A 22381-nucleotide genomic window follows, 5' to 3' on the forward strand; every position below is an offset into this window, starting at 1 on the left:
CTCACTATGTCCGAGCAGTTTCTCTATTTCATTCAGCAAATGTTCAACGGGGTTACCCTCGGGAGCACTTACGCGCTGATCGCCATTGGTTACACCATGGTCTACGGCATTATCGGCATGATCAACTTCGCCCATGGCGAGGTGTACATGATCGGTAGCTATGTCTCCTTTATCGTGATTGCCGCCCTGATGATGATGGGCATCGATACTTCGTGGCTGATGATCGCCGCCGGTTTCGTGATGGCGGTGATCATCTCTAGCGCCTATGGCTGGAGCATCGAACGCGTGGCGTATAAGCCGGTGCGATCGTCGAAGCGCCTGATCGCGCTGATCTCGGCGATCGGGATGTCGATCTTCCTGCAGAACTACGTCAGCCTGACACAAGGCTCACGCGATCTCGCACTGCCCAGTTTGATCACCGGCCAATGGACGCTGGGCGAGAGCAACGGTTTTGCCGCCACACTCTCCACCATGCAACTGGTGATCTGGGTGGTGACCTTCCTGTCGATGCTGGCGCTGACGCTGTTTATCCGTTATTCGCGCATGGGACGCGCCTGCCGCGCCTGCGCAGAAGATTTGAAAATGGCCAGCCTGCTGGGCATCAATACCGACCGCGTTATCTCTCTCACCTTTATCATCGGTGCGGCGATGGCGGCGGTTGCGGGCGTATTACTCGGGCAATTCTACGGCTCCATCAACCCGTTCATCGGCTTTATGGCCGGAATGAAAGCCTTCACCGCCGCGGTATTGGGCGGCATTGGCAGCATTCCCGGCGCGATGATTGGCGGCTTGGTGCTGGGCATTGCGGAAGCGCTGACCTCGGCGTATCTGTCGACCGAATATAAAGATGTGGTCTCCTTCGCGCTGCTGATTGTGGTGCTGCTGGTGTTGCCAACCGGGATTCTTGGCCGTCCGGAGGTGGAGAAAGTATGAAACGCCTCGGTTTGGTCAACGCCGTGATCTCCACGGTGATGTTGCTGATACTCGCCACCTTCTTTATGGGCGTCCGCCTCGATTTGGATGGCACCAAACTGGTGGTCGCCAACGCAGGCGCGGTACGCTGGAACTGGATCTTTATTGGCTGTGCGGTGGTGTTTGTCTTCCAGCTGCTACGTCCGCTGGTGCAGGGCAATTTCAAACGCAGCGGCAAAGGTTTTGTCCTGCCGGGTTTTGATGGTTCGACGCCAAAGCAGAAGTTATTGATGGCGCTAGTGATTGCCGCCGCCGTAATCTGGCCGTTTCTGGTGTCGCGCGGCAGCGTGGATATCGCCACGCTGACGCTGATCTACGTGATGCTCGGCCTCGGGCTGAATGTGGTGGTGGGTTTGTCGGGGTTGCTGGTGCTCGGCTATGGCGGTTTCTACGCTATCGGCGCTTACACCTTCGCGCTGCTTAATCACTATTACGGCTTTGGTTTCTGGGAAAGCCTGCCGCTGGCTGGTTTAGTCGCGGGGGCTTTTGGTTTGCTGCTCGGCTTCCCGGTGCTGCGCCTGCGCGGCGACTATCTGGCAATTGTGACGCTCGGCTTCGGCGAAATCGTGCGTATTCTGCTGCTGAATAACACCGCCATCACCGGCGGTCCGAACGGTATCGCGCAGATTCCCAAGCCAAGTCTGTTTGGTCTGGAGTTTGGTCGTCGCGTCAGTGAAGGGGGCTGGAGCACGTTCCATGATTTCTTCGGTCTGAAATACGATCCCAGCGACCGCGTGATTTTCCTCTATCTGGTGGCATTGCTGCTGGTGGTGCTGACGCTGTTTGTTATCAACCGCTTGCTGCGTATGCCGCTGGGCCGTGCGTGGGAAGCGCTGCGTGAAGATGAGATCGCCTGCCGCTCACTCGGCCTGAGCCCCACACGCATCAAACTGACCGCCTTCACCATCAGTGCCGTATTCGCGGGCTTTGCGGGGACGCTGTTCGCGGCGCGTCAGGGCTTCGTCAGCCCGGAATCCTTCACCTTCGTTGAATCGGCCTTTGTGCTGGCGATTGTGGTGCTGGGCGGCATGGGTTCGCAGCTGGCGGTGATCCTTGCAGCGATTCTGCTGGTGGTCTCGCGCGAGCTGATGCGTGATTTGAACGAGTACAGCATGCTGGTGCTCGGCGGTTTGATGGTGCTGATGATGATCTGGCGTCCGCAAGGTCTGCTGCCAATGAAGCGTCCGCATCTGAAGTTGAAGAGCAGTAAACAAGGAGAGCAGGCATGAGTCAGCCTTTATTAGCCGTTGAAGGCCTGATGATGCGCTTCGGCGGCCTGTTAGCCGTCAACAACGTGGCGCTGGAGCTGCATCCGCAGGAAATTGTTTCGCTGATCGGCCCAAACGGTGCCGGTAAAACCACGGTATTCAACTGCCTGACCGGTTTCTATAAACCTTCCGGGGGCACCATCAAACTGCGCGATCAGCAGCTGCAAGGTTTGCCGGGCCAGAAGATTGCGCGCATGGGCATTGTGCGTACCTTCCAGCACGTGCGTCTGTTCCGCGAAATGACGGTGATTGAAAATCTGCTGGTGGCGCAGCATCAGCACCTGAAAAGCGGCGTATTCTCCGGCCTGTTCAAAACCCCGGCGTTTCGTCGTGGCGAGAGTGAAGCGCTGGATCGCGCCGCCACCTGGCTGGATCGTATCGGTTTGCTGGATTTGGCTAACCGTCAGGCGGGCAATCTTGCGTACGGTCAGCAGCGTCGTCTGGAGATCGCGCGCTGCATGGTGACGCGCCCGGAAATCCTGATGCTGGATGAACCGGCCGCCGGGCTTAACCCGCGCGAAACCCACGAACTGGATGAGCTGATCGCCGAACTGCGCGGTGAGCACAAGGTTTCCGTGCTGCTGATTGAACACGATATGAAGCTGGTGATGGGCATTTCTGACCGCATTTACGTGGTCAATCAGGGAACGCCGCTGGCCAACGGCACGCCGGAACAGGTGCGTAACAATCCGGATGTGATCCGTGCTTATTTAGGTGAGGCGTAACATGGCAAACCCGATTTTAACCTTGCAGGGTGTCAGCGCCCATTACGGTCCGATTCAGGCGCTGCACAACATTAATCTGCACATCAATCAGGGCGAAATCGTTACCCTGATTGGTGCCAACGGCGCGGGTAAAACCACGCTGCTCGGCACCTTGTGCGGCGAACCGCGCGCCACCAGCGGCAGTATCACTTTTGATGGTAAAGCGATCACCGACTGGCAAACGGCGAAAATCATGCGCGAAGCGATTGCCATCGTGCCGGAAGGTCGGCGGGTGTTTTCGCGTATGACGGTGGAAGAGAATCTGGCGATGGGCGGCTTCTTCGCTACGCGACAGCAGTATCTGGAGCGTATCGATCGCGTCTATCAGCTGTTTTCACGCCTGGCAGAGCGTAAAGCACAGCGTGCGGGCACCATGTCCGGCGGTGAGCAGCAGATGCTGGCGATTGGCCGTGCGCTGATGAGCCAGCCGCGTTTGCTGCTGCTGGATGAACCGTCGCTGGGATTGGCGCCAATTATCATCCAGCAGATCTTCGATACCATTGAGCAACTGCGCAAAGAGGGCATGACCATTTTCCTCGTCGAGCAGAACGCCAACCAGGCGCTAAAGCTGGCAGATCGCGGTTATGTGCTGGAGAACGGCCACGTGGTGCTGGAAGACAGCGGCGAAGCGCTGCTATCAAATGAAGCGGTGAGAAGCGCGTATTTAGGCGCGTAATTGGTGCTCGCTGTCCCCCTGGATAGGGGCTCGCTGTCCCCCTCCTCGGTCCTCCCCCATAAATGGGGGAGGAAGATGCTGCCATATGTGAGTGCTGAAGCAGCAAGTGGCAGCGTTTCCTTCCCCCGCTAGCGGGGGAAGGCCGGGATGGGGGACAGCCAGCACGGACGAATATATAAACCTATCCCATCCCGCTGTCACATCCCCGTAATCAACCTGTTATTAATCCGTCATTTTCCCGTGTCATGTTACGTCGCGAACTACAAAATGCGCGAATTCGCGCGTCGCTAACAGCACAGGAAAACTTTATGTCCGCTTTTACGCTTCGTCCCCGCCTGATGAGTGTCGTACTCGGTCTGGCGCTCAGCGGTAATGCGCTGGCTGCAACTGAGATCCCTTTCTGGCACTCAATGGAAGGCGAGTTAGGCAAAGAAGTTGATTCTCTGGCACAACGTTTTAACCAGGCTCACCCCGATTACAAGATCGTTCCGACATACAAAGGCAACTACGAGCAGAGCTTAGCGGCGGGTATCGCGGCGGTGCGCGCCGGTAAAGCGCCTGCGCTGCTGCAGGTGTATGAAGTCGGTACGGCGACGATGATGGCGTCAAAAGCGATTGTACCAGTCAATCAAGTGTTCAAAGACGCTGGCGTGCCGATGGATCCGCAACAGTTCGTGCCCGCCGTTGCGGGTTACTACAGCGACAGTAAAGGCCAGCTGATCTCTCAGCCGTTCAACAGCTCAACGCCGGTACTGTACTACAACAAAGATGCTTTCAAAAAAGCCGGTCTGAACCCGGATCAGCCACCAAAAACCTGGCAGGCGCTGGCGAAAGATGCCGAAGCGCTGCGTAAAGCGGGCCTGACCTGCGGTTACGCCAGTGGCTGGCAGGGCTGGATTCAGATTGAAAACTTCAGCGCCTGGCATGCGTTGCCGGTCGCCACCAAAAACAACGGCTTTGACGGTACCGATGCGGTGCTGGAATTCAATAAGCCGGTGCAGGTGCGCCACATCGAAATGTTGGAAGCGATGAATAAGAAGGGGGATTTCACCTACTTCGGTCGTAAAGATGAATCTACCGCCAAGTTCTACAACGGCGATTGCGGCATCACCACTGCCTCTTCCGGTTCACTGGCCGACATCAAACACTACGCCAAATTTAACTTCGGCGTTGGCATGATGCCCTACGATGAAACCGTACCGAACGCACCGCAGAACGCCATCATTGGCGGCGCGAGCCTGTGGGTGATGAAAGGCAAAGATGCCAACACCTACAAAGGCGCGGCGGAGTTCATGAAGTTCCTCGCTCAGCCGGAAATCGCTGCCGAATGGCACCAGAAAACCGGTTACCTGCCAATTACCACCGCAGCGTATGAGCTGACTAAGCAGCAGGGCTTCTACGACAAGAACCCAGGCGCAGACATCGCCACGCGCCAGATGCTGAACAAAGATCCGCTGCCGTTCACCAAAGGCATGCGTCTGGGCAATATGCCGCAGATTCGTACTATTGTGGACGAGGAGCTGGAAGGCGTGTGGACCGGCAAACAGGCGCCGCAGGCTGCGCTGGATAACGCTGTGAAACGCGGTAACGAGCTGCTGCGCCGTTTTGAGCAGCAAGTGAAGTAATGCTGTTATCTCGGGGCCGGCGCCTGGCGTTCGCCCCGATTTTTCTCTCAGATTGAGCCTGCTATGTCCTCATCGCGCCCCGTATTTCGCTCCCGTTTTCTGCCCTATTTGCTGCTGCTGCCGCAGTTGGTGATTACGGCCATTTTCTTCCTGTGGCCTGCCGGTGAAGCCTTGTGGTATTCGCTGCAAAGCATTGATCCTTTTGGCATCTCCAGCACCTTCGTTGGGCTGGCGAACTTCAAACGCCTGTTCAGCGACGACTATTATCTGGCGTCCTTCTGGACCACCATTGAGTTCAGTGCGCTGGTCACGATTTGCGGCATGACTTTTTCCCTGCTGCTGGCGGCGCTAGTGGATTACGTGATTCGCCTGCGCAGCCTCTACCAAACCTTGCTGCTGTTGCCGTACGCGGTCGCGCCGGTGGTGGCTGCGGTGCTGTGGATGTTCCTGTTCAATCCGGGCCTCGGTTTGTTTAGCCACCTGCTGAACCAAATGGGCTACAACTGGAACTACGCGCAAAATAGCGGTCAGGCGATGTTCCTGATTGTATTGGCGTCGATCTGGCAGCAAATGAGCTACAACTTTCTGTTTTTCTTCGCCGCGCTGCAGTCGATTCCCAAATCGCTGGTGGAAGCGGCGGCGATCGATGGCGCCGGTCCGGTGCGTCGCTTCTTCAATTTGTCGCTGCCGCTGATTACGCCGGTGAGCTTCTTCCTGCTGGTGGTGAATCTGGTGTATGCCTTCTTCGATACCTTCCCGGTGATCGATGCCGCCACCGGCGGCGGTCCGGTGCAGGCCACCACTACGCTTATCTACAAAATCTATCGCGAAGGTTTTACCGGCCTGGATCTCTCTTCGTCCGCCGCGCAATCGGTGGTGCTGATGCTGCTGGTGATTGGCCTGACCATTCTGCAATTCCGCTTTGTCGAGCGTAAGGTGCAATACCAATGATTGAGAATCGACGCGGGCTGGATATCTTCAGCCATACCTTGCTGGTGCTGGGCGTGCTGACCATTCTGTTCCCGCTCTACATCGCTTTTGTGGCGGCGACGCTGGATAACGAGGCGGTGTATCAGGTGCCGATGACGCTATTGCCGGGCACGCATTTGTGGGAAAACATCTCGCGCATCTGGACGCACGGTGTGAATGGCAACGGCCCGGCATTTGGCATGATGATGCTCAATAGCCTGCTAATGGCGCTCGGCATCACCGTCGGCAAAATCACGGTGTCGATGCTCTCCGCCTTTGCGCTGGTGTGGTTCCGCTTCCCGCTGCGCGCGCTGTTTTTCTGGCTGATATTCATCACCCTGATGTTGCCGGTTGAAGTCCGTATTTTCCCAACCGTGGACGTGATTTCGACGCTGAATATGCTCGACAGCTACAGCGGCTTAACGCTGCCGCTGATGGCATCAGCTACCGCCACTTTTCTGTTTCGTCAGTTCTTTATGTCGCTACCGGACGAGCTGATTGAAGCGGCGCGTATCGACGGTGCCAGCCCAATGCGCTTCTTCTGGGACATCGTGTTACCGCTATCCAAAACCAACCTCGCCGCGCTCTTCGTGATCACCTTCATCTACGGCTGGAACCAATATTTGTGGCCGCTGCTGATCATCAACGATGCCAGCCTCAGTACCGCAGTAGCCGGGGTGAAAAGCATGATTAACAGCAGCGGCGGGCCTACGCAGTGGAATGAAGTGATGGCGGCAATGTTATTAACCCTGATTCCACCGGTGGTGGTGGTACTCGTGATGCAACGTGCGTTTGTGCGTGGCCTGGTGGAGAGTGATAAATAAATGGCAGGCGTAACCCTTCAGACCGTTACCAAATCGTATGACGGCAAAAATCAGATCATTCAGCCACTGAATATCACCATCAACGATGGCGAGTTTATGGTGATGGTCGGCCCTTCCGGCTGCGGTAAATCGACGCTGCTGCGCATGGTGGCGGGGCTTGAGCGCGTATCGTCCGGTGATATTTACATTGATGATAAACGTGTCACCAACATGGAGCCGAAAGATCGCGGCATCGCCATGGTGTTCCAGAACTACGCGCTTTATCCACACATGACGGTGGGCGAAAATATGGCGTATGGCCTGAAAATTCGCGGCATGGGCAAAGTACAGATCGAGCAGCGCGTCATGGACGCTGCGCGCAGTCTGGAGCTGGATCATCTGCTGCATCGCCGTCCGCGCGAGCTGTCGGGCGGACAGCGTCAGCGTGTCGCCATGGGCCGCGCCATCGTGCGTGAACCGGCGGTATTTCTGTTTGATGAGCCGCTCTCGAATCTCGATGCGCGCTTGCGCGTGCAGATGCGTCTTGAGCTGCAACAGCTGCATCGCCGCCTGAAAACCACCAGCATTTACGTGACCCACGACCAAGTGGAAGCGATGACGCTGGCGCAGCGCGTGATGGTGATGAACAAAGGCGTGGTGGAGCAGGTGGGCACGCCGGTAGAGGTGTACGAGCGTCCGGCCAGCCAGTTTGTCGCCTCATTTATCGGCGCACCCGCCATGAACCTGCTAACGGGACAAATCAGCAGCGATGGTACGCACTTTACGCTGGATGCGCTCAACGGCTTGCTGCTGGGCGAAAGCAAAGCGAAATGGGCCAATCGTCCGCTGACGCTGGGCATTCGTCCCGAGCACATTACACTCAGCAGCCGCGACGCCGGCGGCATTCCGCTGGTGGTAGAGACGCTGGAGATGCTCGGCGCGGATAATCTGGCGCACGGGCGCATCGGTAACGCGCGCATGGTGGTACGTTTACCGCATAGCGAACGTCCGCAGGCGGGCAGCACCTTGTGGCTGCATCTGCCGTCAGATGCGTTACACTTCTTCGATTCAACTTATGGAAAGCGTCTGGAATGAGTCAACACAACTGGCCTTATCCGCACATTGTCGCGCATCGCGGCGGCGGCAAACTGGCCCCGGAAAATACCCTCGCGGCGATTGATGTCGGTGCGCAGCTTGGTCATACCATGATCGAATTTGACGCCAAGCTGTCGGAAGATAAGCAGATTTTCCTGCTGCACGATGACACGCTCGATCGCACCAGCAACGGCTGGGGCGTGGCGGGCGCGCTGTCGTGGCATAAGTTGTCACAGCTGGATGCCGGCGGTTGGTTTAGCCGCGATTACGAAGGCGAGCCGCTGGCGTTGCTCAGCGAAGTGGCTGAACGTTGTCGCCAGCATCAGATGATGGCGAACATCGAGATCAAACCGACCACCGGACAGGATGTGGAAACCGGGCGCAACGTGGCACTGGCCGCGCGCGAGCTGTGGCAAGGTCAAACCGCGCCGCTGCTCTCGTCCTTCTCATACACCGCGTTGGAAGCCGCCATGCAGGCGGCACCGGAACTGCCGCGCGGTTTGCTGCTGGATGAGTGGCACGATGACTGGCAGGCGCTGACTGAACGTCTGGCATGTGTATCGATCCATCTGAATCATAAATTACTCGACGCCGAACGCACTGCGCTGCTGAAAGCGGCCGGTCTGCACATTCTGGTGTATACCGTGAATCAGCCCGCGCGGGCGCGCGAGCTATTAAGTTGGGGCGTCGACGCGATCTGCACCGATCGCATCGATATTATCGGCCCCGATTTCCGCTAGTTCTGCTGCTGTTTTTGGCCCGGCTGCGACTGAATCACTTGCTGCTGGGCACTATTCCGTTGTTCCTGCACCTTGCGCTGTACATCCTGACTTTGCTGCTGCTGATTCTGCTGCAACTTGAGCTTCTGCTGTTGCTGCTGATTTTGCATTTGCGACTGCATCCGTTGCTGGCTCGGGTTATAGCCAGGTTTGTTTGGGTCGTTGGTGCTGTTCAACATATTTGCCATGCTGCTTAACGGCAGCAACGCTGCGATCATAATTAACCATTTATTTTTGTTCATGGTGTTTCCTCCATCAATGCAGCCTGCTGTGTGTTGCCGCCCTCAGGCCGCAACGGCTACTCACATAAGTTTATGCTATATCTCAAACCCCTCATCCAGGAGTGCACCTAATTTAACTTTACTGCTACGCTTTTTACTGTATTTGCAAACACTTGCATCAATTAATAACAAATGTAAATAACGTTAAAAGGGTGGTAACAGGATGAGGATACAGGGCAACGTACGTCAGTTAGGCTGGGCATTGCTGATGAGTTTCACCGTGGTGCAGGGGGGACAAGCCGCGCCCGCCAGTGCGCCACCGGTCTCTTATGGTGTGGATAGCGATACTTTTCACCCGGTAAAAGCCAAACATGGCATGGTGGCATCGGTGGATGCGATGGCGACGGACGTCGGTGTCGACATTCTTAAGCAGGGCGGTAATGCCGTGGATGCAGCGGTTGCAGTGGGCTTTGCGCTGGCGGTAACGCATCCGCAAGCCGGTAACCTTGGCGGCGGCGGCTTCATGTTGTTACGCACCGCATCCGGTCGCACCACCGCCATCGACTTCCGCGAAATGGCACCGGCGCGCGCGTCACGCGATATGTTCCTTGATAAGCAGGGCAACGCTGACAGTAAGTTGTCACTTACTTCTCATTTAGCATCGGGCACGCCGGGTACTGTAGCCGGCTTTGCGCTAGCGGCACAGAAATACGGCACCTTACCGCTGAGCAAATTACTGGCGCCCGCCATCAAACTGGCGCGTGACGGCATCGTAGTGAACGATGCTTTAGCTGACGATCTCGCCACTTACGGTAAAGAGACGCTGATCAACCACGACAACAGCCGCGCGATTTTCTACAAAGCGGACGGTAAGCCGTATCAGAAGGGCGAACGTCTGGTGCAGAAAAACCTCGCACGCAGTTTGCAGCTGATTGCCCAGCAAGGCCCGGATGCGTTCTACAAAGGCAAAATCGCCGATGAAATTGCCGCAGAAATGGCGCAGCACGGCGGACTGATTGGTAAACCGGATCTGGCGGCCTATCGCGCGGTGGAGCGTAAACCGGTCAGCGGCACCTATCGCGGCTATGAAGTGTTCTCCATGCCACCGCCATCGTCCGGCGGAATTCACATCGTGCAGATCCTCAATATTCTGGAAAACTTCGATTTGGCGAAAGCGGGCTTTGGCAGCGCCGATGCGATGCAGGTGATGGCGGAAGCGGAAAAATATGCCTATGCCGACCGTTCGGAATACCTTGGCGATCCTGATTTCGTCAAGGTGCTGCAGCAGGCGCTGACCAGCAAAGCCTACGCCAAAACCCTGGCGCAGCAGATTGACGTCAACAAAGCGCGTCCATCCAGCGAGATCAAGCCGGGCAAACTGGCCCCGTATGAAAGCAATCAAACCACCCATTTCTCGGTGGTGGATAAAGATGGCAACGCGGTCGCGGTAACTTACACGCTGAATACCTATTTCGGCAGCGGCATTGTCGCCGGACAAAGCGGCATCCTGATGAACAATGAAATGGATGATTTCTCGGCTAAACCGGGCACGCCAAACGTTTACGGCTTAGTCGGCGGCGAGGCGAATGCCGTGCAACCGGCTAAGCGCCCGCTGTCATCCATGTCGCCAACCATCGTGGCGAAAGACGGTAAAACCTGGCTGGTCACCGGCAGCCCAGGCGGCAGCCGTATCATCACCACCGTGCTGCAAATGGTGGTAAACAGCATCGATTTCGGCATGAACGTAGCGGAAGCGACCAATGCGCCACGTTTCCATCATCAGTGGCTCCCGGATCAGTTGCGCGTTGAGAAAGGCTTTAGCCCGGATACACTGCGTCTGCTTGAAACCAAAGGCCAACATGTGAAAGTGATGCCCGCAATGGGTAGCACGCAGAGCATTATGATTGGGCCAGATGGCATGCGCTATGGTGCATCGGATCCCCGTTCGGTGGATGATTTGAGCGCAGGATACTAATTAATAATGCGCAATAAATTGCGCCGCTACGGTATATGCACGCATGTGTAGCGGCGCGATTTATCGCGCAGTTTTCAGGGTTATTTCAAGCGCGCCATATAATGCGTATCCACCATTTCGCCGTCGCGCATAGCATGTCGCCGCGCGGTGCCTTCAATCTCAAAGCCAAACTGCTGATATAAGCCAAGCGCTTTATGGTTATCGGCGAACACCGTCAGTTCAATACGCGTCACCTGCAGCCAGTTGTCACACAAATCTATCATCGCTGACATCAGTGCTTTACCGACGCCGCGCCGCTGATAGGCAGCATCGACGCCCATCCCAAAGGTCGCCGTATGGCGACGGCGCGCCACCGACAGCACTTCCAGAGTCAGTTGTCCGGCGATCTGATCGTCAATACACGCCACTAGCATATGCACACCCGGACGCAGATTGCTGAGGCGTTCCTGCCACAGCGTCGGCGATTGAAACGGTAGATGCAGCGTGCTGGCCTGCGGCTCAGGCTGGCAGTACATGCGCGTTAACGCGGCGGCATCTTCGGGAACAGCATGGCGAATGACGATCTGACTCATAGCGCGACTCCTTGTGCAAAATGGATAAAATCCCCTTTAACATCAAGGAATTCTCGCGCTTCGTCAATGCAAAATATTTCGCAAAAGGGCTTTACAGACGAGAATGATAATGATTATTATTGTCATGCGAGCTCGGAAACGTCTCCTGACTCCCGGGTAAGCACGACATTGCTCACATTGCTTCCAAGTATTATTTAGCCAGCTCGGGTGCTGGCTTTTTTTTGCTTTTACATTGTGTACCAGGTGGCGGCACCGGGCCCAACCGGCAGATTAAACACAAACACCCACAGGACAAACAGTAGCGTCCAGCCAATCATAAACACCACCGAATAGGGCAGCATCATGGCAACCAGTGTACCGATGCCCATGTCGCGACGATAGCGCGACGCCACCGCCATAATCAGCCCAAAGTAACTCATCATCGGCGTAATCACGTTGGTCACCGAATCGCCGATGCGATAAGCCGCCTGAATCACTTCTGGCGCAAAGCCTACCAGCATCAACATCGGCACAAAGATCGGTGCCGTAACGGCCCATTGTGCCGAGGCGGAACCAATCATCAGATTGATAAAGCCACAAATCATGATGAAGAAAACGAACAGCAGCGGTGCGCCCATATCCAGCGATGCCAGCAGATTGGCACCTTTTATCGCGACGACGGTGCCAAAATTGCTCCAGTTAAAGAACGCAACGAACTGCGCGGCAAAGAACACCAATACAATGTACATTCCCATGCTGCTCATGCTGGCAGACATCGCGTTGATCACGTCGCGATCGTTGCGCATATTGCCAATCATGCGGCCGTAGACCATGCCTGGAATGGCGAAGAAGACAAAGATAAACACCACAATACCTTTCAGGAACGGCGAGCCTGCCAGTGTTCCGGTTTTCGGGTTAAGCAATACGCCATAACCCGGAATGACGGCCAGTATCAGCAGCAGCGTGACGCCGAGAACCGCCCAGCCAGCCCCTTTCAGCGCACGCCGTTCCAACGCTGTCAGCGCACCCATATCGCCACGCACCGCGTCGCCCTCGCTATCCTGATACACGCCCAGCTTAGGTTCGACAATGCTATTGGTAATCCATGTTCCCAGAACGGAAATCACGAAGGTGCTGACAAACATGAAGTACCAGTTCACTTCCGGGCCAACGTGGTAATTCGGGTCAATAATCTGCGCGGCGCTTTGGGTAATGCCCGACAGCAGCGGATCGATGGTGCCAAGTAGCAAATTGGCGCTGTAGCCACCGGAAACGCCGGCAAACGCCGCTGCCAGTCCCGCCAGCGGATGACGGCCCAGCGAGTGGAAAATCATCGCGGCCAGTGGAATCAGCACTACATAGCCCAGTTCGGAAGCCGTGTTGGAGATAATGCCGGCGAAGACAATGGTAAACGTGATGAGCTTTTTCGGTGCGTTAAATACCAGCGCACGCATTGCCGCCGAGAGCAGACCGGAATGTTCGGCGATACCCACGCCGAGCAGAGCGACCAGCACGGTGCCGAGCGGGGCGAAGCCGGTAAAGTTGGTGACCAGATTACTGACGATACGTTGCAGACCTTCGGCACTCATCAGGCTAACGACATGAATCACGCCATCTGGCGCGCGGCCCGCAGCGCCAGCGGGGCGCGGATCCATGACGTTGACACCAAACGCTGCGGCAATGGCTGACGCGATGATGATGAACAGTGAAAACAGCGCAAATAAGGTAATGGGATGGGGCAACAAGTTACCTAGCCACTCAACGGTATTGAGAAAACGCTCAATCGGGCGCTTGGCTGGTGTAGAAGAATGGTCCGTCATAATGGTCCTTGTTTTGTCATTTAATCTACGGTGCAGGACTGCCGATGCTCTTTGTTCTCTCTCTGGTTAGCTACAAGACCATTCTCGTAAGTGATGAGAAGCCAGGTGCGCATGAATGCACACCCTATAAAACCCCCCGCCAATAACCTTAGGGTCGCTATTAATGGCGTAATGCCGATCAGTTAAGCACCAAGCCACTTTCGTTCGCCATCGGCTGGGGCAGTTTCAGCTATGCCGTGCGGCGACCGAGCAGAGGACGCCTGGCCGCGCCCTGGAATCCTTCACTCGCTCAGCGGGCTGGGATGTCGCCTCAACACCCACGCTGGAGCATCAATGCTTATTTATTAATCAATGTCGCTGTAACGGCTGTAGGGCCGCCATTCATGGCGACCAGGTTATCGAGCCAATGCGCTGCTTAACTGACGAGCATTGCGCTATTAATGGCGACCGATTTCCCGCAAAACCTGAACCTAACAAAAAAATGATAAACTTGGGTTATCTCTGATCTCAGGCGCATACGATGAAGAAGAAAAGACCGGTATTACAGGACGTTGCCGATCGCGTCGGCATCACAAAAATGACCGTTAGCCGTTACCTGCGCAACCCCGATCAGGTCTCTGCGGCCCTACGTGACAAAATCGCCGTGGCGCTGGACGAGCTCGGCTACATTCCTAATCGCGCTCCCGATATGCTGTCTAACGCCACCAGCCGCGCCATTGGCGTCTTGCTGCCTTCGCTGACGAACCAGGTTTTTGCCGACGTACTACGCGGCATCGAAGCGGTTACGGATGAAGCGGGGTATCAAACGCTGGTGGCGCACTTCGGTTACAACGCGCAGAAAGAGGAGCTACAGTTGCGCTCGCTGCTCGGTTGGAATATCGACGGCGTGATCCTCACTGAACGCACCCACACGCCGGGCACGCTACGCATGCTGGAAGTGGCGGGCATTCCGGTGATTGAAATGATGGACTCAGTGACGCCGTGCCTTGATATGGCGGTGGGCTTTGATAACGTCGAAGCCGCGCGGCAGATGACGCGTGCTATTCTGAAAAAAGGCCATCGCCACACGGTTTATCTCGGCGCGCGTCTTGATGAACGTACTTTGCAGAAGCAGCAGGGCTACGAAAAAGCGATGCGCGAAGCGGGGCTCACGCCACACAGTGTGATGATGGAAGATGCCTCCTCTTTCAGCGCCGGCGCACAACTGCTGTGCGAAGCTCAAAAGCGTTATCCTGAAACCGATAGTCTGTTCTGTACCAACGATGACCTGGCGGTGGGCGCGATGTTTGAGTGTCAGCGTCAGGGATTGCAGGTGCCGCAGCAGATGGCGATTGCCGGTTTCCACGGCCACGACATTACGCAAGTGGTGAATCCACGCCTCGCTACGGTGTTAACACCGCGCGAGCGTATGGGACGGGAATCGGCCGCGATGCTGCTGGCGCGGATTGGCGGCGATCGCACGGTTAGCAAACCGTTGGATGTCGGCTTCGAAATTGCCGAAGGTGACAGCATCTGATTTTGATGAATTTATGAGTCAGCTCACACTTTCGTGCTTTTCCGCCTGAGAAGGGTTGTCAGCTTTCGAATCGGCTCCGACAATGATGACTGAATTTGTTATCGGTAACATTGGGCAGAATTCACTGCCGGAGCGCAAAAAAATGACAACGCCATCTCCATCGCACCACGTCTTTATCCTGATGGGCGTTTCCGGCAGCGGAAAATCTGCCGTCGCCAATCAGGTCTCACATGCGTTAAACACGGCATTCCTTGATGGAGATTTCCTCCATCCACGCAGCAACATCATGAAAATGGCCGACGGTCATCCGCTGGACGACAACGATCGTCAGCCGTGGCTGCAGGCACTCAATGATGCAGCGTTTGCCATGCAGCGCACGCAGGAAATCTCCATCATCGTCTGTTCCGCGCTGAAAAAGTCCTATCGCGACATCCTGCGTCAGGGCAATGAGAACCTGAAATTTATCTACCTGCAGGGCGATTTCGAAACCATCGAATCCCGCCTGAAAGCGCGTAAAGGTCACTTTTTCAAACCGCAGATGCTGGTGACGCAGTTCGCCACGCTGCAGGAACCCGGCGCGGATGAGCCCGATGTACTGGTGGTTGATATCAATCATTCACTGGATGAGGTAGTTGCGGCCACGGTTGCGACCATTGAGGGTGCAACCAACAAGGGTTAGTCATGAGTACCGCAACGCTAGTGTTAACCGCAGCAGGCTCTGTCCTGCTGCTGCTGTTTTTGGTGATGAAAGCGCGTATGCACGCCTTTGTTGCCCTGATGTTAGTCTCCATTGGTGCCGGTCTCTTCTCCGGCATGCCGCTCGATAAAATCGCTGAAACCATGGAAAAAGGCATGGGCGGAACGCTCGGCTTTCTCGCCATTGTGGTGGCGTTGGGCGCGATGTTCGGCAAGATCCTGCATGAAACCGGGGCTGTTGATCAGATCGCCATCCGCATGTTGAAAACCTTTGGTGAAAGTCGCGCGCACTATGCGATGGGCGTCGCGGGATTGATCTGTGCGTTGCCGCTGTTCTTCGAAGTGGCGGTGGTGTTGCTGATCAGCATTGCGTTCGCCGTGGCGCGCCGCACCAAAGTCAATTTAGTTAAGCTGGTCATCCCGCTTTTTGCCGGCGTTGCCGCTTCCGCCGCGTTTCTGCTGCCGGGTCCCGCGCCGATGCTGCTGGCTTCGCAGATGCACGCTGATTTTGGCTGGATGATCCTGCTGGGCCTGTGCGCAGCGATTCCGGGCATGCTGATTGCCGGTCCGCTGTTTGGTAACTTTATCGCGCGTCATGTCAGCTTTAGCGCACCGCCGGAAGATCATCAGCCGGAAGTGGAAGAGGGCAAACTGCCGTCGTTTGGCTTTAGCCTGGCGCTGATTCTGTTCCCGCTGCTGCTGGTCGGCCTGAAAACCATCGGCGCACGCTTTACCACGCCGGGTTCTCATCTGTATGAGTGGCTGGAGTTTATCGGCCATCCGTTCACCGCGATTCTGCTGGCCTGCCTGGTGGCGATTTATGGCCTGGCTTATCGGCAGGGCATGGATAAAGAGAAGGTGATGCAAGTGTGCGGCAGCGCGCTGCAACCGGCGGGCATTATTCTGCTGGTGATTGGTGCGGGCGGCGTGTTTAAGCAAGTGCTGGTGGATTCGGGCGTTGGCCCGGTGCTGGGACATGCGTTAACCGGCGCAGGCATGCCGATTGCGCTGGCGTGCTTCATCCTTTCTGGCGCGATTCGTGTGATTCAGGGATCGGCCACCGTGGCGTGTTTAACCACCGTTGGTTTAGTGATGCCGGTGATTGAACCGCTGCACTACAGCGGCGCGCAACTGGCCGCGCTGTCGATCTGTATCGGCGGCGGCTCAATCATTATCAGTCACGTGAATGATGCCGGTTTCTGGCTGTTTGGTCGCTTTACCGGCGCTTCCGAAGCGGAGACGCTGAAGACCTGGACGCTGATGGAAACCATCCTCGGCACCACCGGCGCGATTGTCGGCATGATTGCGTTTAGTTTGCTGTCGTGATGTAAACCTGCGCAATAAATTGCGCCGCTACGGAACAATGCAGATGTTTGTAGCGGCGCGATTTATCGCGCGACGTTAACCTTCTTAATCCTCATCCCGCTCATCATCCGGCTGATCTAACACCGTGTATGCCACGGCGCAGAACAACGAATTCAACCGCTTCATATCGCCCAGCAAACCTAAATGCAGCGAGCTGGTTTCGATACTTTGCACATTCTGCAGATGCAAACGCTCGACGTGCGCATGGGAGAAACGGCGAATCAGAATACGGAAGCGATGCTTGGAGCGGCGCAGGCGTTTGGCGCTGGTGACGTCGTGCGACAGAAACACCGACAAACTCAGACGCAGGTTATACAGCACTTGTTCCTGCAAGGTTTGCAGCTCTTCCAGTCCTTCCGCCGAGAAGGCCCGGCGCGCGGTCAGCGATTTATCCGCCACGTCGGCGCACATACGTTCGATAATATCCCCGGCCTGCTCAAGATTGAGCGCCATTTCAATGATCTCCGCCCAGCGGCGTGAATCATCCTCCGGCAAATCTTCTCTTGGCATGCGCGCCAGATAGAGTTTGATTGCGGTGTAGAGCACATCAACATCATCATCCAGCCGCCGCACCGCGCGTTCTTCGCGCAGGTCGCCGTGCACCACTTTATTAAACGACTCAATCATCTGTTCAACGACATCGCCGATGCGCAGCGTTTCGCGTGAGGCATTAGCGAGTGCTAACGCGGGTGTATCTAATGCGCTGCTGTCGAGGTGTTTAGGCTTAAGGTGCAGCTCATTTTCCGCATCGTCGTCAATCATGCGGCGGCAAAGACGCGCCATCGGATCGGCGAACGGCACCATAATTACGCAGCGAATCAGGTTGTAGAACACGTGGAAAAAGATCACCAACTCTTCATCATTGACCGGCAACTTATCCAGCACGTCAGCGACAAAATTGACGAACGGCAAAATAGCGATGCTGCCAATCAGCTTGAACAGCAGGCTGCCGAGCGCGACGCGTTTGCCCGCTGCATTGGAGCCGCTGGCGTTGATCATCGCCAACAAGCCGCTGCCAAGGTTGGCACCAATCACCAGGCAGAGTGCCACTTTGAAGGAGATGACGCCGGTTGCCGTCAGCGTAGCGGTAATCAGCACCGCGGCGAGGCTGGAGTAACTGATGATGGCAAACACCGCGCCAATCAGCGCATCCAGCATCACGTCGCCGGTCAGCGTGGAGAACAGGACCTGCACGCCTGCCGCCTGAGTGATCGGTTTGGCGGCCGCCACAATCAGTTGCAGTGCCAACAAAATCAAGCCAAGGCCTATACTGGCGCGGCCCAGCTGCCCCACGCGCGTTTGCTTGCGGCTGAGAAAGAACACCACGCCAAAGAAGATAAACAGCGGTGAAAGCCACGACAAATCGAAGGTCAGGATACGCGCCATGATCGCGGTCCCGACATCGGCACCGAGCACGACCACCAGCGCGGGCGTCAGGCTCACCAGATTCTGCGCGACAAACGAAGTGACTAATAGCGTGGTGGCGTTACTGCTTTGCACCAGCGCTGTGACGCCAATACCGGCAAGAAACGCCATCGGTTTTTTTTCAACGCTGCGACTCAGTACGCGACGCAGATCGGCGCCGTAAACGCGCATGATGCCGGTACGCACAATGTGCGTGCCCCACACCAACAGCGCAACGGCAGAGAGTAGATTTAGCAGAGTTAACACGTATAAAGGCTCCTCATCCGTCAGGCTCAAACAATACCGATTGCCAGCCTGACGGTGAGCACAACCGGTAAAACCTTCGCCGCGTTGCGTTGCCCATTTTTTCGTTAAAATTAAGCGACCTGGCGCAACGTCGACATCTCTAACTGTAGCCCAATCTGCATGCCAGCGGGGTGCAAATCTGCCACGCTGCGGTTTAGCACATCAATGGAGAGCTCGACGTTTTGCGCTTTTACACGATAGCGGATCACGTTGCCGAGCAAGCTGTGACTGAGGATGGTGGCGGGAATACCAGCCTGCGGTGCGCACAGTTGGATCGACTCGGGGCGAATGGCCACCTGGCCGCAAAACGTCTGACCGGTAAGCTGCGTCGCCTGTTCCGCACTCAGCAGGTTGTAGTTGCCAATAAAACCGGCGGCAAACAAATCGGCCGGTTGGGTATAAAGCATTTCAGCGTTGCCGTTCTGCACGATCTTGCCACGGTTCATCAACACGATGCGATCGGACATCGTCAATGCCTCCTCCTGATCGTGGGTGACGAACAGGGTGGTGAGTTTTAGCTCTTTTTGAATATTGCGGATTTGCTCGCGCAGGTGGCGACGAATACGCGCATCCAGCGCCGACAGCGGTTCATCCAGCAGCAGCAAGCGTGGACGCGTCACCAGCGAACGCGCCAGCGCCACGCGCTGACACTGTCCGCCGGAGAGCTGATGCGGATAACGCCGCGCAAAGTCGGTGAGTTCCACCAGCGCCAGCACCTCCATCACGCGTTTTTGAATATCGCCGCCCGGCAGTTTCTGCATCTTCAGGCCAAATGCGACGTTTTTCTCCACCGTCATATTCGGGAACAGCGCGTAGCTCTGAAACACCATACCGATGGTGCGCTTCTGCGGCGGCAGCGGCACGATATCCTGGCCTTGCAGCAGCACTTTTCCGCTATCAACCTCGGTCAATCCGGCGATGCAGCGTAGCAACGTCGATTTACCGCAGCCGCTGGGGCCGAGCAGTGTGACAAACTCGCCTTCCTCAGCACTGAAATCGATGTTTTCAAAAATGGCGGTCGGGCCGTAGCTTTTATTCAACTGAGTGACGTTCAGGTAACTCATGATCAGCCTCGTTCAGGATTGAGGGCATTCGCCAGCCAGGTGACCAGCAGGACGACAGCAAAATAGGAGATCACCAGCGCGCTGGTAAAGTGGCCGCTGCCGTTGCGCATGTTAAACAGGTAAACCTGCAAGGTTTCATAGCGAGTACCGACCAGCATATTAGCGAAGACAAACTCACCAATCAGGAAGGAGAAGGAGAGCAACACAGCAATAAACACGCCTTTGCGCAGGTTTGGCAGTACCACAAACAGCGCCGCTTGCCACGTGCTGGCACCGAGCAACTGCGCGGCATCAATCAGCTCTTTCAGGTTGATCGCCTGCATATTGTTGGAGATGGCGCGATAGATAAACGGTAAGGCGATGGTGAAGTAGCAGCCGATCAAAATCCACGGCGTGCCAGTCAGCATCAGCGGCGAAGACGAATAAAGCTGCAGCAGGCCGACCGATGAAACGACCGGCGGCACGGCGAACGGCATCAGGATCAGCACGTTCATCACCGCATCCAGTTTTGGATAGTAGTAAGCAATCACAAACATGGCAGGCAGCACCAGCACCAGCGAGAACAGCAGCGCACCAAAACAAACCAGCAGCGAATGACCGAGCGCAGTCAGGAAACGCGGATCGCTCCACAGCGCGGTGAGCCACTTCAGCGTAAAGCCCTGCGGCAGGATGGTGTCGCTCCAGCTGGTGGAAATGCCGTAGAGCAGCGTCGCCAGCAGCGGTGCGGCTAAGATGCACAGCAGCAGCCAGACAATCAGGCGATGGTAAAATTTTTCCGCGCGCGACAAGAGTGGCTCCTCAGGAAGGTTTGGCGTTGAGATAGCTGCGGCGCACCAGATACTGCTGCACCACGGTAATCAGCGCCATGATTAGCACCAACAGCATCGCCAGCGCGCCGCCGGTGTTGGGATCAAGCGAGATGTCGCCCGATACCAGCGCGGCAATGCGCACCGGCACCACGTTAAAGTTACCGGTGGTGAGCGCATAAATGGTGGCATACGCGCCGAGCGCATTAGCCAGCAAAATCACGAAAGTACCGAGCAGCGCCGGGAACAGAATCGGCAAACCGATGTGCCACCAATAGCGCCAACGGCCCGCCCCCAGCAGCGCGGCGGATTCTTGCCAATCCTGCCGCAAGCCATCAAACGCCGGATAGAGCAGCAAAATGCCGAGTGGGATTTGGAACCAGGTATAAACCAGCACCATGCCATCCCGCGAGAACAGCTTGAAGCCTTCCAGCACGCCGTAATGGCGCAGCAGCAGTGTCAGACAACCGTTCAAACCGAGCAGGATGACAAAGGCAAACGCCAGTGGCACGCCGGCAAAGTTGCTGGTCATATTGGTAAATGACATCAAAAAGCGCTGAAAACGTCCGCTGCCGAGCTGATGCAGCGAATAGCCGGCCACCAGTGAAATCAGCAGGCCATAAATGCTCGACCAGATGGAGATATCCAGCGACAGACGAAATGCCTGCAAATAGAACGGCGAGGTGAGAATATCGCTATAGTTATCAATACCCCAACGCGCGTTGATGTCGCTCCAGAAACTGTTGATGGCAATCCACAGCAGCGGCGCGAGCTGGAAGGCCACCCAAAACAGGGCAAAAGGCAGCAGCAGCAGGGACGCGAGCGTTTTGCCCTTCATTACTGCGGCTCCGCCAGTAACGCATGACATACCGGCTTGTCATGTTCAACGCCGAGCAAGGTGCAAACGATGCCGCACAGTTCGGTTTGTTGCGGCTGAAGATTCGGTTGCAGTGAGAAGCCCTGGCCAAAAACAAACAGCGGCACCTGCGTCTCTTCCGGCAGAATGCCGCCGTGTGAGCGGTCATCATTCATGCCGTGATCGGCGGTGACAATTACCTGATAACCCGCCGCCAGCCAGCCCGGCATCCACTGCGACAGATAACCATCGGCCATGCGCGCGCGGTTACGATATTGCGGCGATGACAGGCTGTGCTTGTGCCCGGCATCATCAATGTTCATCGGGTGAATCAGCAGGAAGTCGGGATCGTGCCGCAAGCGCAGGCTTTCTGCGTCCTCAAACAGGTGGGAATCCGGGTAACCGTCATCCCAGTAAAAATGCCCAAATTGAATTGGCAGCTCGGGCGCGACCGTATGCCGGTCACGCGCCGCGTTGAATGGGGATTGATTGTAGAGTTCACTCACCCAGTGATAGGCGGCCGCTGCGGTGATGAGACCGGCAGCACGCGCGTAATGGAAGATGCTGCGCTGATTACTCAAGCGATTGACGCCGTTGTGAATAATGCCGCTGCGCACCGGTGGAATGCCGGTGAGAATGCATTCGTACAGCGGTCGCGACAGCGAAGGCAGCTCGCAGGTCAGCGTGTAATATTGGCCGTTGCCCTGCGCGCATTCGGCAAACAAATAGCCCATTGCATGCTGCGCCACCTGATTACTCAGCCCATCCAACACCACCAGGATTGTTTTCATCCCTTGCTCCCCTTTGGCAATCAATCATTCAGGTGCGCATAAATGCGCACCCTACGAAA

The 22381-nt window shown here is 56.2% G+C and carries 21 protein-coding genes; 13 read left to right on the forward strand and 8 right to left on the reverse strand.

The features are described 5' to 3' along the window. Window positions 1–6: 6 nt before the first annotated feature. From livH to ugpQ, 9 genes are all read left to right on the forward strand, one after another. Entirely contained in the window at window positions 7–933 is a 927-nt protein-coding gene (gene livH / locus ACRQ84_RS16730) for a high-affinity branched-chain amino acid ABC transporter permease LivH (protein WP_483816628.1), read from the forward strand. Then, window positions 930–2201: a high-affinity branched-chain amino acid ABC transporter permease LivM gene (locus tag ACRQ84_RS16735; RefSeq protein WP_483816629.1), complete on the forward strand. Its 1272-nt coding sequence runs from the start codon at window positions 930–932 to the stop codon at window positions 2199–2201. Before livH ends, ACRQ84_RS16735 begins: the two co-directional genes overlap by 4 nt. Further along, the gene (livG, locus tag ACRQ84_RS16740; RefSeq protein WP_455846184.1) at window positions 2198–2965 is read left to right on the forward strand and encodes a high-affinity branched-chain amino acid ABC transporter ATP-binding protein LivG; all 768 of its coding nucleotides are present in this window, start codon (window positions 2198–2200) and stop codon (window positions 2963–2965) included. Before ACRQ84_RS16735 ends, livG begins: the two co-directional genes overlap by 4 nt. A gap of 1 nt (window position 2966) precedes the next feature. After that, entirely contained in the window at window positions 2967–3680 is a 714-nt protein-coding gene (gene livF / locus ACRQ84_RS16745) for a high-affinity branched-chain amino acid ABC transporter ATP-binding protein LivF (RefSeq protein WP_483816630.1), read from the forward strand. A 308-nt stretch (window positions 3681–3988) separates the two neighbouring features. Next, window positions 3989–5305, forward strand: a complete 1317-nt coding sequence (gene ugpB / locus ACRQ84_RS16750; protein WP_483816631.1) for a sn-glycerol-3-phosphate ABC transporter substrate-binding protein UgpB — start codon at window positions 3989–3991, stop codon at window positions 5303–5305. A 63-nt stretch (window positions 5306–5368) separates the two neighbouring features. Next, a complete protein-coding gene (gene ugpA / locus ACRQ84_RS16755; protein WP_483816632.1) occupies window positions 5369–6256 on the forward strand; it encodes a sn-glycerol-3-phosphate ABC transporter permease UgpA in 888 nt (295 codons plus the stop codon). Next, window positions 6253–7098 carry a sn-glycerol-3-phosphate ABC transporter permease UgpE gene (gene ugpE / locus ACRQ84_RS16760; protein ID WP_064737930.1) on the forward strand — a complete coding sequence of 282 codons (846 nt, stop codon included), beginning with the start codon at window positions 6253–6255 and terminating at the stop codon, window positions 7096–7098. Before ugpA ends, ugpE begins: the two co-directional genes overlap by 4 nt. Then, the gene (locus ACRQ84_RS16765) at window positions 7099–8172 is read left to right on the forward strand and encodes a sn-glycerol-3-phosphate import ATP-binding protein UgpC (RefSeq protein ID WP_483816633.1); all 1074 of its coding nucleotides are present in this window, start codon (window positions 7099–7101) and stop codon (window positions 8170–8172) included. Next, the gene (ugpQ, locus tag ACRQ84_RS16770; protein ID WP_483816634.1) at window positions 8169–8912 is read left to right on the forward strand and encodes a glycerophosphodiester phosphodiesterase; all 744 of its coding nucleotides are present in this window, start codon (window positions 8169–8171) and stop codon (window positions 8910–8912) included. Before ACRQ84_RS16765 ends, ugpQ begins: the two co-directional genes overlap by 4 nt. On the opposite strand, the gene ACRQ84_RS16775 is transcribed toward ugpQ, so the two are convergent. Beyond that, window positions 8909–9193 (reverse strand): DUF2756 domain-containing protein, encoded by a 285-nt coding sequence (locus ACRQ84_RS16775; protein WP_483816635.1) that lies wholly within the window; start codon window positions 9191–9193, stop codon window positions 8909–8911. The two genes, ugpQ and ACRQ84_RS16775, sit on opposite strands and share 4 nt — an antisense overlap. A 202-nt stretch (window positions 9194–9395) precedes the next feature. Here ACRQ84_RS16775 and ggt point away from each other — a divergent pair, with 202 nt between their 5' ends. Continuing rightward, window positions 9396–11147 carry a gamma-glutamyltransferase gene (gene ggt, locus ACRQ84_RS16780; RefSeq protein WP_483816636.1) on the forward strand — a complete coding sequence of 584 codons (1752 nt, stop codon included), beginning with the start codon at window positions 9396–9398 and terminating at the stop codon, window positions 11145–11147. Between the two features lie 80 nt (window positions 11148–11227). Here the strand turns inward: ggt and ACRQ84_RS16785 are convergent, their stop codons facing one another. Both ACRQ84_RS16785 and ACRQ84_RS16790 read right to left on the reverse strand, forming a co-directional pair. After that, on the reverse strand, window positions 11228–11719 hold the full coding sequence (locus tag ACRQ84_RS16785; protein ID WP_064737925.1) for a GNAT family N-acetyltransferase: 492 nt from the start codon (window positions 11717–11719) through the stop codon (window positions 11228–11230). 227 nt (window positions 11720–11946) lie between these two features. Further along, window positions 11947–13518 carry an AbgT family transporter gene (locus ACRQ84_RS16790; RefSeq protein ID WP_483816637.1) on the reverse strand — a complete coding sequence of 524 codons (1572 nt, stop codon included), beginning with the start codon at window positions 13516–13518 and terminating at the stop codon, window positions 11947–11949. 520 nt (window positions 13519–14038) lie between these two features. Here ACRQ84_RS16790 and gntR point away from each other — a divergent pair. The 3 genes from gntR (at window position 14039) to gntU (ending at window position 17056) form a co-directional block, all read left to right on the forward strand. Next, the gene (gene gntR / locus ACRQ84_RS16795; RefSeq protein ID WP_064737923.1) at window positions 14039–15034 is read left to right on the forward strand and encodes a gluconate operon transcriptional repressor GntR; all 996 of its coding nucleotides are present in this window, start codon (window positions 14039–14041) and stop codon (window positions 15032–15034) included. 142 nt (window positions 15035–15176) lie between these two features. Then, entirely contained in the window at window positions 15177–15713 is a 537-nt protein-coding gene (gene gntK / locus ACRQ84_RS16800; protein ID WP_483816638.1) for a gluconokinase, read from the forward strand. 2 nt (window positions 15714–15715) lie between these two features. After that, on the forward strand, window positions 15716–17056 hold the full coding sequence (gene gntU, locus ACRQ84_RS16805) for a gluconate transporter (RefSeq protein ID WP_483816639.1): 1341 nt from the start codon (window positions 15716–15718) through the stop codon (window positions 17054–17056). Between the two features lie 84 nt (window positions 17057–17140). Here the strand turns inward: gntU and ACRQ84_RS16810 are convergent, their stop codons facing one another. The 5 genes from ACRQ84_RS16810 to ACRQ84_RS16830 all read right to left on the reverse strand — a co-directional run bounded on the left by ACRQ84_RS16810 (window position 17141) and on the right by ACRQ84_RS16830 (window position 22322). Further along, complete coding sequence (locus ACRQ84_RS16810) at window positions 17141–18766, reverse strand: Na/Pi cotransporter family protein (RefSeq protein WP_483816640.1); 1626 nt, start codon at window positions 18764–18766, stop codon at window positions 17141–17143. A 110-nt stretch (window positions 18767–18876) separates the two neighbouring features. Next, complete coding sequence (locus ACRQ84_RS16815; protein ID WP_483816641.1) at window positions 18877–19869, reverse strand: ABC transporter ATP-binding protein; 993 nt, start codon at window positions 19867–19869, stop codon at window positions 18877–18879. Between the two features lie 2 nt (window positions 19870–19871). After that, window positions 19872–20657, reverse strand: coding sequence for an ABC transporter permease (locus ACRQ84_RS16820; RefSeq protein WP_009128570.1), 786 nt, complete (start codon window positions 20655–20657; stop codon window positions 19872–19874). A gap of 10 nt (window positions 20658–20667) precedes the next feature. Next, window positions 20668–21513 carry an ABC transporter permease gene (locus tag ACRQ84_RS16825; RefSeq protein ID WP_483816642.1) on the reverse strand — a complete coding sequence of 282 codons (846 nt, stop codon included), beginning with the start codon at window positions 21511–21513 and terminating at the stop codon, window positions 20668–20670. Then, window positions 21513–22322 carry an alkaline phosphatase family protein gene (locus ACRQ84_RS16830; RefSeq protein WP_483816643.1) on the reverse strand — a complete coding sequence of 270 codons (810 nt, stop codon included), beginning with the start codon at window positions 22320–22322 and terminating at the stop codon, window positions 21513–21515. The genes ACRQ84_RS16825 and ACRQ84_RS16830 overlap by 1 nt, the downstream gene beginning before the upstream one ends. Window positions 22323–22381 lie beyond the last annotated feature (59 nt).

This window comes from Pantoea sp. E2023-21 (assembly GCF_051302795.1).
Classification (GTDB): domain Bacteria; phylum Pseudomonadota; class Gammaproteobacteria; order Enterobacterales; family Enterobacteriaceae; genus Pantoea; species Pantoea ludwigii_A.

Coding starts and splice junctions, on each gene's coding strand:
- livH (WP_483816628.1), top strand. CDS start 7: ATGTCCGAGCAGTTTCTCTATTTCATTCAGCAAATGTTCAACGGGGTT.
- ACRQ84_RS16735 (WP_483816629.1), top strand. CDS start 930: ATGAAACGCCTCGGTTTGGTCAACGCCGTGATCTCCACGGTGATGTTG.
- livG (WP_455846184.1), top strand. CDS start 2,198: ATGAGTCAGCCTTTATTAGCCGTTGAAGGCCTGATGATGCGCTTCGGC.
- livF (WP_483816630.1), top strand. CDS start 2,967: ATGGCAAACCCGATTTTAACCTTGCAGGGTGTCAGCGCCCATTACGGT.
- ugpB (WP_483816631.1), top strand. CDS start 3,989: ATGTCCGCTTTTACGCTTCGTCCCCGCCTGATGAGTGTCGTACTCGGT.
- ugpA (WP_483816632.1), top strand. CDS start 5,369: ATGTCCTCATCGCGCCCCGTATTTCGCTCCCGTTTTCTGCCCTATTTG.
- ugpE (WP_064737930.1), top strand. CDS start 6,253: ATGATTGAGAATCGACGCGGGCTGGATATCTTCAGCCATACCTTGCTG.
- ACRQ84_RS16765 (WP_483816633.1), top strand. CDS start 7,099: ATGGCAGGCGTAACCCTTCAGACCGTTACCAAATCGTATGACGGCAAA.
- ugpQ (WP_483816634.1), top strand. CDS start 8,169: ATGAGTCAACACAACTGGCCTTATCCGCACATTGTCGCGCATCGCGGC.
- ACRQ84_RS16775 (WP_483816635.1), bottom strand. CDS start 9,193: ATGAACAAAAATAAATGGTTAATTATGATCGCAGCGTTGCTGCCGTTA.
- ggt (WP_483816636.1), top strand. CDS start 9,396: ATGAGGATACAGGGCAACGTACGTCAGTTAGGCTGGGCATTGCTGATG.
- ACRQ84_RS16785 (WP_064737925.1), bottom strand. CDS start 11,719: ATGAGTCAGATCGTCATTCGCCATGCTGTTCCCGAAGATGCCGCCGCG.
- ACRQ84_RS16790 (WP_483816637.1), bottom strand. CDS start 13,518: ATGACGGACCATTCTTCTACACCAGCCAAGCGCCCGATTGAGCGTTTT.
- gntR (WP_064737923.1), top strand. CDS start 14,039: ATGAAGAAGAAAAGACCGGTATTACAGGACGTTGCCGATCGCGTCGGC.
- gntK (WP_483816638.1), top strand. CDS start 15,177: ATGACAACGCCATCTCCATCGCACCACGTCTTTATCCTGATGGGCGTT.
- gntU (WP_483816639.1), top strand. CDS start 15,716: ATGAGTACCGCAACGCTAGTGTTAACCGCAGCAGGCTCTGTCCTGCTG.
- ACRQ84_RS16815 (WP_483816641.1), bottom strand. CDS start 19,869: ATGAGTTACCTGAACGTCACTCAGTTGAATAAAAGCTACGGCCCGACC.
- ACRQ84_RS16825 (WP_483816642.1), bottom strand. CDS start 21,513: ATGAAGGGCAAAACGCTCGCGTCCCTGCTGCTGCTGCCTTTTGCCCTG.
- ACRQ84_RS16830 (WP_483816643.1), bottom strand. CDS start 22,322: ATGAAAACAATCCTGGTGGTGTTGGATGGGCTGAGTAATCAGGTGGCG.